This window comes from Acinetobacter sp. WCHAc060006 (genome assembly GCF_004209135.1).
GTDB lineage: Bacteria > Pseudomonadota > Gammaproteobacteria > Pseudomonadales > Moraxellaceae > Acinetobacter > Acinetobacter cumulans.
Window position 1 is genome coordinate 63023 of the sequence record NZ_SGSS01000007.1, and the last position, 11801, is coordinate 74823.

Annotated in this window: 11 protein-coding genes; 10 read left to right on the forward strand and 1 reads right to left on the reverse strand. The window is 38.2% G+C overall.

The features are described 5' to 3' along the window. Positions 1–141 precede the first annotated feature (141 nt). The 7 genes from EXE29_RS06015 to purD all read left to right on the forward strand — a co-directional run bounded on the left by EXE29_RS06015 (position 142) and on the right by purD (position 6960). Positions 142–1029, forward strand: coding sequence for a bile acid:sodium symporter family protein (locus EXE29_RS06015; RefSeq protein WP_120364187.1), 888 nt, complete (start codon positions 142–144; stop codon positions 1027–1029). A 150-nt stretch (positions 1030–1179) separates the two neighbouring features. Next, positions 1180–2082, forward strand: coding sequence for a 50S ribosomal protein L11 methyltransferase (prmA, locus tag EXE29_RS06020; RefSeq protein ID WP_106986705.1), 903 nt, complete (start codon positions 1180–1182; stop codon positions 2080–2082). 21 nt (positions 2083–2103) lie between these two features. Next, the gene (locus tag EXE29_RS06025; RefSeq protein WP_120364186.1) at positions 2104–2994 is read left to right on the forward strand and encodes a DUF3426 domain-containing protein; all 891 of its coding nucleotides are present in this window, start codon (positions 2104–2106) and stop codon (positions 2992–2994) included. Between the two features lie 390 nt (positions 2995–3384). Then, the gene (gene fis, locus EXE29_RS06030) at positions 3385–3654 is read left to right on the forward strand and encodes a DNA-binding transcriptional regulator Fis (protein WP_001086304.1); all 270 of its coding nucleotides are present in this window, start codon (positions 3385–3387) and stop codon (positions 3652–3654) included. Positions 3655–3748: 94 nt separating this feature from the next. Then, a complete protein-coding gene (purH, locus tag EXE29_RS06035; protein ID WP_117006951.1) occupies positions 3749–5323 on the forward strand; it encodes a bifunctional phosphoribosylaminoimidazolecarboxamide formyltransferase/IMP cyclohydrolase in 1575 nt (524 codons plus the stop codon). 119 nt (positions 5324–5442) lie between these two features. Next, positions 5443–5604 (forward strand): hypothetical protein, encoded by a 162-nt coding sequence (locus EXE29_RS17465; RefSeq protein ID WP_165382482.1) that lies wholly within the window; start codon positions 5443–5445, stop codon positions 5602–5604. A gap of 72 nt (positions 5605–5676) precedes the next feature. Continuing rightward, a complete protein-coding gene (gene purD, locus EXE29_RS06040) occupies positions 5677–6960 on the forward strand; it encodes a phosphoribosylamine--glycine ligase (protein WP_120364185.1) in 1284 nt (427 codons plus the stop codon). Between the two features lie 56 nt (positions 6961–7016). Here the strand turns inward: purD and EXE29_RS06045 are convergent, their stop codons facing one another. Then, on the reverse strand, positions 7017–8243 hold the full coding sequence (locus tag EXE29_RS06045) for a hypothetical protein (protein ID WP_120364184.1): 1227 nt from the start codon (positions 8241–8243) through the stop codon (positions 7017–7019). Between the two features lie 264 nt (positions 8244–8507). Here EXE29_RS06045 and EXE29_RS06050 point away from each other — a divergent pair, with 264 nt between their 5' ends. The 3 genes from EXE29_RS06050 to EXE29_RS06060 all read left to right on the forward strand — a co-directional run bounded on the left by EXE29_RS06050 (position 8508) and on the right by EXE29_RS06060 (position 11788). Beyond that, entirely contained in the window at positions 8508–9065 is a 558-nt protein-coding gene (locus tag EXE29_RS06050; RefSeq protein ID WP_120364183.1) for a GNAT family N-acetyltransferase, read from the forward strand. Positions 9066–9289: 224 nt separating this feature from the next. Next, positions 9290–10285, forward strand: a complete 996-nt coding sequence (locus tag EXE29_RS06055; protein WP_120364182.1) for a linear amide C-N hydrolase — start codon at positions 9290–9292, stop codon at positions 10283–10285. A gap of 630 nt (positions 10286–10915) precedes the next feature. Further along, complete coding sequence (locus EXE29_RS06060) at positions 10916–11788, forward strand: MetQ/NlpA family ABC transporter substrate-binding protein (protein WP_120364181.1); 873 nt, start codon at positions 10916–10918, stop codon at positions 11786–11788. Positions 11789–11801: the final 13 nt, after the last annotated feature.

The window sequence follows — 11801 nt, forward strand, 5'->3', positions numbered from 1 at the left end:
CAGATTGAGGCAATCCATAAAAAATCTGAGATCAAATCTCGCAACAACAAGAAATTAAATACAACTTTCAATCCACAACCAAGGAGCTTGCTCACTTAACACTGCTTACTAAGTTCGAAAAAATTAACAAACGAGGCAAGGATGAACTCACAAATTATTACGATATTACTCCCTTTAGCACTTGCCATTATTATGGTTGGACTTGGCCTAGAGCTCACTTTAAAAGATTTTGCTCGCGTCGGAAAACACCCTAAAGCTGTTCTTGTTGCATTGTGTTGCCAGCTCATCGTACTTACGAGTATTGCATTTTTACTATGTAAACTACTGGCATTACCCCCATTACTCGCTGTCGGACTCATGCTTTTAGCTGCCTCACCAGGCGGGAGTACAGCCAACTTATTTAGCTATTTATTTAAAGGTGACTTAGCGCTCAATATCAGCCTCACTGCCATTAACTCAGTGATTGCCGCGTTTACTTTACCTTTAATTGTCAATTTTGCGATTTCCCACTTTCTGCAAGATGGTCAACAAATCACCTTACAGTTCTCTAAAATCTTACAAGTTTTTAGCATTATTATTGTACCCGTTGCCATTGGTATGCTCATTCGCCATTACTCACCACGCCTAAGCGAAAAGCTCAACAAACCTTTACGCATATTTGCCGTGATTTTTCTGGTTTTAATCATTATTGGTGCAATAGTGGCAGAACGGCAGAATATTGGTGAATATATTTCTCAAGTTGGTATTGCAACTGCGCTATTTTGTATTTGTAGCTTATGTATTGGCTATTTTGTACCGCGCCTATTTGGTATTAATAGTGCACAAGCCCGCGCCTGTGCCTTTGAAATTGGTATTCACAATAGCACTTTAGCTATGACTATCGCACTGACTGTACTAATGAATACAGCGATTGCAATGCCTGCAGCGGTTTATTCAATTTTTATGTATATCTTTGCCGCACTCTTTGGTCTGTTGCTCAATAAATTTGTAGCTTTTACCCCAACAGAAGTCGAAACTCAACCCAACTAACTTAGTTTCATTTACTCACTCAAGCCCAAACTCATCAAAGGATACGTTTTTAGTATCCTTTTATTTTTATGTTAGCCCGTCAAGCTATAGTCGGAGTTCATGAAGTTCCGCTACAATAGCTCTTTAAATAATACGATTAGGTTCTTAACTGTGAAGTGGCTACAAATTCATATTACTGTTGATCAAGCACAAGTAGATTTCACAGAAACACTACTAAGTTCACTAGGTGCTGTCAGCGTAACTTTAGATGATGCTGAAAATCAGGATTTATTAGAACCGCTTCCGGGTGAAACACCGCTTTGGAACAAAGTCATTGTGACAGGTATCTACGCCGAAGAAGAAGGCGAAGAAATTGATGTTGATGCTTTATTAACATTTATTACTGCCCAAATGCCAGAAGCACCATTACGCCATGAGTTTATTGAAGATCAAGCTTGGGAACGCACATGGATGGATGCTTACGAGCCAATTCAAATTGGTGAGAAATACTGGATCGTGCCTGAATGGATGACACCACCTGAAGCCGATGCTGTAAATATTAAGCTCGACCCGGGCCTAGCATTTGGTACAGGTAACCATGCTTCTACATTCTTATGCTTACAATGGTTAGGCCAAACTGACGTAAAAGATAAAATTGTCATCGATTACGGTTGTGGTTCAGGTATTTTAGGCGTAGCTGCATTATTGTTGGGTGCAAAAAAAGTTTATGCAACTGACATCGATCCACAAGCTGTTTTAGCAACAAAACAAAATGCAGAACTAAATGGTGTGCTTGATCGTCTGTATGTCGGCCTACCAGAAGAGTTCAATTCTGAGCTTAAAAATGAAAAAGCTGACGTATTTGTTGCAAACATTCTTGCAGGCCCATTAATGATGCTTGCCGAAGAATTCTCAACTTTAATTAAATCTGAGGGAGAGTTCGCACTTGCAGGTGTAATTGAAGAGCAAGTTGCTGATGTTTCTAACATTTACAGTAAATTCTTTGATATATTAAAGGTCGAAAAACGTGACGAATACTGGTGCAGAATCTCTGGAAAACGTCACTCGTATTAATCATTTTATGTAAAAGCATTTATGAGCAACAAACAGACCTTTTGTCCATCTTGTTCGACCACTTACCGCATATCTGTCGCTCAGTTGACGATCTCGCAGGGTATGGTTTGCTGTGCAAAATGTTCCCATACATTTAATGCATTATCACATCTGGTCGATGTCCAAAGTGACAACGTCCAGATGTTTAACGCTGTTGAAAAAAAACCTACCCCTATTTCGGCTGAACCTATAGATGTTGCACAAATCAACTTAGAGGCAGATCAAGCTGAAATTGCAACCAACATTTATAGCAATAGCCTATTAGCAATATTTGATCAAAAAGTCGAAAACTCAAATATTGACCTCCGCACTTACCTTAATAACCTTAACTATTTTAGTACAGACCCAATTGGCAACTTCCCTGCTTTAAACTGGTCTGAAAATACGGAAGTAGAAAAAAAACGTTCCGTACTTAGCTATATAGGTTGGACAACAGTTAACGTCCTACTCTTTAGCGTACTGCTCTTTCAGTTCTTTTGGTTTAACCCACAGTATTTAAAAAACAGCCCTATCATGAGCAGTGCTTTTAATGGTATCTGTGAAGTATTTACCTGTTCAAAGCTTGAAGAGCACTACAATTTAGTTAACTTAAAGAAAGTACGTGTAAAAGCTGATGGTGAAGACCAAGTCTTATTTAGAGGTGAAATTGTCAATCATCACACTCGTAGCCTATTACTGCCAATCATTCGTGTAGAGCTAAAACACAACGGACAAGAATTTGCAGTTTACAACATTCAACCTAAAGACTATCTCACAGACAGCCTTACAGGTATTCAGCGCATACCAAGCAACACGCCATATAACTTCAATTTTAAGCTCTCGCATGCACGCAAAAGCTTCGACAGCTATACTTTAGAAATCATTCGCCCGTAAAATTGAAAAAAACTATTAAAAATTGCAAAAAAATTAAAAAAAAATGCAGTTTTCTTGCTCACTTTTTCTTAGACAATGGTATGATACGCGCCACGAAAGCTTTGTGCTGCAATCTCTTCAGTCTTTTTAATACAAATAGAACATCAGCGAAATGCGCCTTATATATATATCGCGTATAGAGCAGATTTTTTTGTTTTTAAAATGGTCCGTAACATATATTTAACTATTGTTACGCTTATTTTTCGACCAAGTTGACAGATTGTGGCATGCTAAATGTACAGTTTTAGAACCAACCGTTTTAGGATCTAAAACGGAGTTCATTTAAATTTTAGACCACTTTATAACTATCACTTTACCCAAGTGATATTTTGATTTTTCGGATTAATTCGCATGAATAGCAAATCTCCTATTTTTACTGCACAATCTGATGTCGCTCTTCGTATTCACGTAGATCGCGCAGTTCGCCATTACTTCGCACAATTGCAAGGTGAGCAACCTTCTCAAGTGTACGACATGGTGCTAGCAGAAATGGAGAAACCTCTTTTATCTGTAGTTCTAGAGTATACGCGTGGTAATCAAACACGCGCTGCCGAGATTCTCGGTTTGAACCGTGGCACTTTACGTAAAAAGTTAAAAGCTCACGGTTTAATGAGCGAATAAGTGATAAAATGCTTGCGGCTTCCGCAGGCATTTTTTTTATCTTGCATTTGCCTTTTTTGATTTAATTTGTTCCTTGATAACTGTGACGAAGATCATGACTATTAAACGCGCTTTAATCTCTGTTTCCGATAAAACCGGAATTGTTGAATTTGCACAAAACCTAGTTGCTCTAGGGGTAGAAATTTTATCTACTGGCGGCACATACAAATTGTTGAAAGACAATAATGTGGCTGTAGTTGAAGTTTCAGAGCACACTGGTTTCCCAGAGATGATGGACGGCCGTGTTAAAACATTGCATCCGAAAATTCATGGCGGTATCTTAGCTCGTCGCGGTCTAGACGAAGCTGTGATGGCTGAACACAACATCGATGCAATCGATTTAGTTGTTGTTAACCTTTATCCTTTCGCTGCGACTGTGGCTAAACCAAACTGTTCACTTGCAGATGCGATTGAAAATATCGACATTGGCGGTCCAACAATGGTTCGTGCTGCTGCTAAAAACCATGCTTCTGTAGGTATCGTGGTAAATGCTGCTGACTATGCAACTGTGATTGCTGAGCTTAAAGCTGAGGGTGCTTTATCTTACGCAACACGTTTTGACTTAGCAGTTAAAGCATTCGAACATACTGCTCAATACGACGGTATGATCGCATCTTACTTAGGCGCTCGCGTAGGTAAAGAAGAAGGTACTGCTGACAAATTTGCACGTACATTCAACACGCAATTAAACAAAGCTCAAGATCTACGTTACGGTGAAAACCCGCATCAATCTGCTGCGTTCTATGTAGAAGACACAGCAACTGAAGCATCTGTTTCAACTGCAAAACAGTTACAAGGTAAAGAATTATCTTATAACAACATTGCAGACACTGACGCTGCACTTGAATGTGTTAAATCATTCGCTAAACCTGCTTGTGTAATCGTTAAGCACGCAAACCCATGTGGCGTTGCAGTATCACTTGACGGCATTCAAGCTGCTTATGACCTTGCATACGCAACTGACCCTGAATCTGCATTCGGCGGTATCATTGCATTCAACCGTGAATTAGACGTTGCAACTGCTCAAGCCATTGTTGACCGTCAATTCGTTGAAGTGATCATTGCTCCTAGCGTTGCTGAAGGCGTGCTTGAAGTAACTGGCGCGAAGAAAAACGTACGCGTACTTGTATGTGGCGAACTTCCAGCAATTACTGAACGTAAAGCACAGCTTGACTACAAACGTGTGAATGGCGGCTTACTGGTTCAAGACCAAGACTTAGGCATGATCACGAAAGATGACCTTAAAGTTGTGACTAAACGTGCGCCAACTGAAGCAGAAATTGATGACTTGATCTTTGCTTGGAAAGTTGCGAAATACGTTAAATCTAACGCAATCGTTTATGCGAAAGGCCGTCAAACGATTGGTGTGGGCGCAGGTCAAATGAGCCGCGTTAACTCTGCTCGTATTGCTGCGATCAAAGCTGAACATGCTGGTTTAGTAGTTGAAGGCGCTGTAATGGCATCTGATGCATTCTTCCCATTCCGTGACGGTATTGATAACGCTGCCAAAGCAGGTATCAAATGCATTATCCAACCGGGCGGTTCTATGCGTGATGAAGAAACGATTGCTGCTGCTGATGAAGCTGGTATTGCAATGGTCTTCACTGGCATGCGTCACTTCCGCCACTAATACATGATTTTGTGGAACAAGATCTAAGTTGATACGCGTACCCGTCATCCGCAATTGTTTGAGGCAGGATTTATTTCAATACATCCTGTTTCTGCGAAAAATTAGGTCATAGATCAAATATGACGAGTTTTGTGGATGACAATGGTTTTGCCTTAACAAAAGTAGGTCCAACCGAAGGTCTGTTCCCTTATCTGAATGTATACTGGAAAGATTCCGAAGTGCTGCTCAAGCAAAGACGTTTCAAAAAAGCCTTAATCAATTTAGGGCTAAAAGATTTCTAATCTTGCATAAAGTCCTCTCCTGCTTTCAGGTTGAGGACTTTATGTCATTTTCGATTCATGGAGTATGAACCGATGAATATTTTAGTTTTGGGTAATGGCGGTCGTGAACATGCGCTTGCATGGAAAATCGCACAAGATGACAAAGTCGCAAAAGTATTTGTAGCACCGGGTAATGCGGGTTCTGCAACTGAAAATAAATGCGAAAATGTTGCGCTTAACATTTTAGACAATGCAGCAATTATCGACTTTGCTAAAAACAATGCAGTTGATTTAATCGTGGTTGGCCCTGAAGCACCGCTTGTAAATGGTGTTGTAGATGCTTGTCGCGCGGCGGGTGTAAAAATTTGGGGTCCTACTCAATTTGCTGCGCAGCTTGAAGGCTCTAAAGCATTTGCAAAGCACTTCTTAAAACGCCACAACATTCCAACTGCTTTCTATGACGTATTCACAGAAGTAGATGCAGCGAAAGCATTTGTAGAAAAAAATGGTGCGCCAATCGTAATCAAGGCTGATGGTCTTGCTGCAGGTAAAGGCGTAATCGTTGCCATGACCAATCAAGAAGCATTTGATGCAATTGATGACATGCTTGCAGGCAACAAATTTGGTGATGCTGGCTCGCGTGTAGTCATCGAAGAATTCCTTGCCGGTGAAGAAGCATCTTTCATTTGTATGATTGATGGCGACAACATCTTACCAATGGCAACTTCACAAGATCACAAACGTATCTTTGAAGGTGACCAAGGTCCAAACACGGGTGGTATGGGTGCTTACTCTCCTGCTCCTGTGGTGACTGCGGACGTATTTGAAAAAACCATGAATGAAGTGATGCGTCCTACCGTTGATGGTATGAAAAAAGACGGTCACGTGTATACAGGTTTCTTATACGCAGGCTTGATGATTGATGAACAAGGTCAACCTAAAGTGATCGAGTTCAACTGTCGTTTTGGTGACCCTGAAACTCAACCAATTATGATGCGTTTAAAATCATCTTTAGTTGATTTGGTTGAAGCTGGTATTGCAGGTAACCTTCCAGCGGAAGCTGAATGGGATGAGCGTAAGACTGTAGGTATCGTACTTGCGTCACGTGGCTACCCTGAAACTTCTAGCAATGGCGATGTAATTTCTGGTTTAGACACAGAAATGGCTGATGCGAAAGTATTCCACGCAGGTACAAAAGCACTTGAAAATGGTGACATTGTCACTGCTGGCGGTCGTGTTCTTTGCGTGACTGCATTGGGTAACACGATTGGCGAAGCACAAGCTAAAGCATTAGAACTATGCCAAAAAGTGACTTTTGATGGTGTTCAATACCGTAAAGATATTGGTTACCGTGCAATTGCGCGTGAAAATGCTTAATCATTCATTTGATTAAAATAAAAAACCCCGCTTAGTGCGGGGTTTTGTTTAATAAATTAAATTTTTTCAAATAACTCAGTAGCAATTTTTCTCGCTAAATTATCCTTATCATCCGATATTTTAGCTAAATTTATAACATACTGAATTGCTTCACGACCTGCTATTTCCATTGGTCCATAATCATCGTATTCTTCACCTGTATATGCATTATAAGCCCTCAAATCATCTCGGGTAAAATCAGTTCCACACATTTGAGCCAAGTAAATATAGAGCCAAGCTTCGCCACTATTTTTAAATATTTTTTGGTAAAGAAAATACTCTATTGCTTCTAAATCACCTTGATTACACAAATAGAGAACTTGGTTATAAACTGTCTCAGAATCTGCATCAAAATTGATTTCATTAAGACTTAATGGACTGTCTTTGATATAAGATTCAAACTGTTCAGCTTGTTTTATATATTCCTCATACTTTTCTTTATTTTTTTTAGTTTGATCAGAACTAATATATTTTTGTTTATCATTATCCCAATAGCTACCAAAATTTGAACCACTCCTACCATAAGGGGCTATTTGATTTGCTAAATAACGATAATAACCACCTAAAACAGCGTAAGCATCAGGATTTTTACGGTCGTTAGCATAAGATAATATTTTTTCTAAATTATCTCCTATTAATTCAAAATCTAACTCATCTGAATCAAAGTAATTATCATCAATTTCGCTGAGAACTTCAAATGTTTGAACTAGACCATTATTAAAATCAACATAACTCAAAGAGTTTCGTATGTCTCTAAAATTTATCACTTCGATATTGAACCATAAAAGTTCTCGATAAATAGTTTTAGCAATCGATAAATATAAAGCCTCTTCAGCATCTAATTTCAGTAAAGCCTGAAGTTTTACAATAATTTTTTTAATATTTTCTAAAAATTCACGACCTTCATAATCATCCCAATGAAGATCATCTTCATTAAAATTTGAATAATCTATTTTAGGCGGATTTTTAAATATTTCTAGTGTTAAAGCACTCATCAATTCATGCTGATAATATTCTTCGGAATCATCATATTCAGCATCAAGTAAAAGATTCTGGGCAACTAAAGAATTATAAGTTTTATAACCTAGATCCAAAGCAATTAGTTCATAAATATGTGAACGACTAATTTTTACAGAATGTTGATCTTGAATTTTTTTAGATAATTGAAATGCGAATTCTTGAATAGACATAATTTTCCCTACTGCCAACTCTAAACTCTTTATACAAAGAATCTTTGGTGTCATAAGACTTTTAGCAACGCATGTTTAAATGCTAAGAACCAAACGAGTTGATACTTAAGAAAATTAAATTTTGGTATGACTTAAAACTAAGACATTAAATTTTTGAATCCCTTTTCTACTCATGCGTAAGTACGGTAGGCGACCTTAAACCAATACTATCCAATCTCATATTTCTTTGCAATCATATTTCTAAGGAATCAAAAAATTTGATATCACCTAAAATAAAACCTGCTAAATTTTTCTATAATTAAAATTCAATCCTAATTTATGACAAATTTGATCCAAACCCCTCGCCTCATTCTCCGTCAATGGCAAGACTCCAACACCGCCCCATTCATCCAAATGTGTGCAGATGACTACGTCATGCGCTATTTTCTTAAACCCTTAAATGCTTCTGAAGCCACTGCATTTATGCAACGCCTACGCGATGCAATCGAAACACGCTGTTGGGGTTTATATGCCGTCGAGCTTAAAGCCACGGGCGAATTTATTGGTTTTATCGGCTTACATGTACATCCACCTGAGTTTGAAATAGCCAATGCACCTGAAATTGGTTGGCGACTACTGCCACAATATTGGCATCAAAGTTATGCCACCGAAGGTGCAAAAGCCGTACTCAAACATGCTTTTAGAAACTTAAGATTAGATAAAGTCATTTCATTTACGGCAAGTTTAAACACACCATCAGAACGTGTAATGCAACGCATTGGTATGCAAAGAGTCAGTGAATTTAATCATCCACTTGTACCACTAGAGCATCCTCTAAACAAACATGTCCTGTATGAAATACAGCGCAGTGACTATTTACACATTCCATTTTGCTAGAAGTCATTCTTCTCGCTTTAACAAATCAATCAAGACAATCATCTTTTGCAGTGCTGTATCAATATATAAAACACTCTTTTTTGCGAAATTTATAATGTGGATACAGCCAAATAGATCCAGCCAATCTGCTCAAAAAATAACAGTTATAAATCAAGCAAAATAATGCAAAAATCATAAAAAAAGCACTATGATGAAATAGATGCTTACTTACAATAGAGATCACTATGGCGTGTACACGTGTCGTATATTTAGGTGACGAACAACAAAACATGACAGCTCGTTCTATGGATTGGAAAGTCGATGTAGGCACCAATTTATGGATCTTAGCCAATAACATTAAAAGAAATGGATCGGCTGGCGAAAATTCGATTGAATGGACAGCAAAATATGGATCAGTGGTTGCCACTGGCTATGACATTGCCACCACAGATGGAATGAATGAAAAAGGCTTATGTGCCAACCTGCTCTGGCTGGTCGAATCCGAATACCCTAAACGCATTAAAAATACAAAACCCACGCTGAGCATTTCACTATGGGCCCAATATGTCTTAGATAATTTTGCAACCGTCGCAGAAGCCATACAATTTATGGAAACTGAACCTTTTGCAGTGATCTCAGACCAAGTTCCAGGGCAAAACCGCTTGGCCTCACTACACTTATCCATTTCCGATGCCAGTGGCGACAGTGCAATTATTGAATATATTCAAGGTAAACAAGTGATTCACCATAACCGTGAATATCAAGTGATGACCAATTCCCCTACTTTTGACCAACAACTGGCACTCAATCAGTATTGGAAACAAATTGGTGGCACAGTCATGCTTCCAGGTACTAACCGTGCAGCTGACCGTTTTGCACGTGCGTCTTTTTATATCAACGCTATTCCTAAAAAAGCCGAGCCAAACGATGCATTGGCCAGTGTATTCAGTGTCATCCGCAATGCCTCTGTGCCTTTTGGGCTAAATACAGCGGAAGAACCAAATATTTCTTCAACGCGCTGGCGAACCGTGGCCGATCACAAAAGAATGCTGTATTTCTTTGAGTCGGCAGTATCGCCAAATGTATTTTGGGTCGATTTAAAAGAGATTGATTTCAGTAATGGTCAATGTAAAGTATTGCAATTAGGACAAGATCAATCCCAAATCTATGCAGGTAAATCAAATGATGCTTTCAAGATTGCACCTGCTTTTCATTTTCTACCCGTCAGTGAGCATGATTAAATTGGTTTAATTTCTTCATGTTATGCATACAAATGATTGAATAAAATAAGTAGCGTTTTAAGTGCAACTCAACTCACACCGAGTTGCACGACCTTCGATTGAAACTCTGTGATACATAAAATTAAGGCCTTCTCATACAAACTCTGCGAATGGCTTAAACAAATAAGTAAAGAAAATAAAAGACTCAAAATAAACATATCGTGATGATATGCATTTTTCTGCATAACAATGCCAAAAATCTTATAAAGCACCAAATAAGCTCATATTTCATCCACTTATCAAATTCAATAAAGACAATATATTGTTTTTCATATTATTTTAATTAAATTTCAAACCTTTTATGCACTATTAGTGCTAAATATAGATTTTTTCATCACTATATTGCATATTAAATTATTGCTATTATATTTCAGCAATTTAGGGCTCAGCCTAATTAAATTCTTTTATTTACAATTACTTTGTATATAAAACTCTCTCTTTTATTTAGACTGAAATCTAATTGCAACAATATTTGAGCCATATACAATTTGCGGTTATAAGTCAGTTTGACTGATTTCACGCTTAATTTAATCTCTCTACATTTATGATATGTAAGTTGAACGCCAAAATTTAATTTACTTGGGTGAAAACATGAAAAAGTTACTTGGTTTAGTGCTCGGCGCATCTGTTGTTCTAACAGGTTGTGGTAAACAAGAAGCCCCTGCTACAGATACCGTACAAAAAAAAGATTCTGCTGAACTTCAAACAGTAACTATGGCATCTACAGGCTCAGACGCAGATGTATGGCGCTATATTGCAACATTGCCAGAAACTAAAGCTGCAGGCATTAAGCTTGAAGTTAAAAACTTTACCGATTATGTGTCTATGAACACAGCAGTTGCGAACCATGAAATGGATGTCAATGCATTCCAATCATACGCATATATGGTTGCATTCAATGACAGTAACAAAGAAAAAATTGCTCCTCTCTCTACAACTTACTTAGAGCCAATGGGTATTTACTCAAGCAAAGTAAAAAAATTGGATGAGTTTAAAACAGGTGCAACCATTGCCATTCCAAATGATGGTGCAAACGAATCTCGCGCATTATTACTTTTACAATCTGCTGGCCTAGTTAAACTAAAAGCTAACTTTGACAACGTTAAAGGTACAACAGCAGATGTTGCTGAAAATGCGAAGAAAATTGTAATTAAACCAATTCAGATGGCAACTGCTGTACGTGTTAAAGACGAAGTAGATGCGATTGTATTGGGTAATACATTGGCAATGGAAGGTGGCTTAAACGTATTAAAAGATGCGATTTATTATGAGCCAATTGACCAAAGCACAAAAATGAACGTTAACGTTTTAGCGGTTGCAGCTGATCGTCAAAATGACCAAGTATTGAAAAAAGTTGGTGAGCTTTACCATGTTGCTGCTGTAGGCAAATATGTACAAGATCACTTTGGCGGTACAAAAGTTGATGTAAATAAACCTGTAAGCTATCTTACAGACGCAAAATAGTAATATACTTTGC

What these genes read in the sequence shown, in the direction of transcription:
- EXE29_RS06015 (WP_120364187.1), top strand. Translation starts at nt 142, where the DNA reads ATGAACTCACAAATTATTACGATATTACTCCCTTTAGCACTTGCCATT.
- EXE29_RS06025 (WP_120364186.1), top strand. Translation starts at nt 2,104, where the DNA reads ATGAGCAACAAACAGACCTTTTGTCCATCTTGTTCGACCACTTACCGC.
- fis (WP_001086304.1), top strand. Translation starts at nt 3,385, where the DNA reads ATGAATAGCAAATCTCCTATTTTTACTGCACAATCTGATGTCGCTCTT.
- purH (WP_117006951.1), top strand. Translation starts at nt 3,749, where the DNA reads ATGACTATTAAACGCGCTTTAATCTCTGTTTCCGATAAAACCGGAATT.
- EXE29_RS17465 (WP_165382482.1), top strand. Translation starts at nt 5,443, where the DNA reads ATGACGAGTTTTGTGGATGACAATGGTTTTGCCTTAACAAAAGTAGGT.
- purD (WP_120364185.1), top strand. Translation starts at nt 5,677, where the DNA reads ATGAATATTTTAGTTTTGGGTAATGGCGGTCGTGAACATGCGCTTGCA.
- EXE29_RS06045 (WP_120364184.1), bottom strand. Translation starts at nt 8,243, where the DNA reads ATGACACCAAAGATTCTTTGTATAAAGAGTTTAGAGTTGGCAGTAGGG.
- EXE29_RS06050 (WP_120364183.1), top strand. Translation starts at nt 8,508, where the DNA reads ATGACAAATTTGATCCAAACCCCTCGCCTCATTCTCCGTCAATGGCAA.
- EXE29_RS06055 (WP_120364182.1), top strand. Translation starts at nt 9,290, where the DNA reads ATGGCGTGTACACGTGTCGTATATTTAGGTGACGAACAACAAAACATG.
- EXE29_RS06060 (WP_120364181.1), top strand. Translation starts at nt 10,916, where the DNA reads ATGAAAAAGTTACTTGGTTTAGTGCTCGGCGCATCTGTTGTTCTAACA.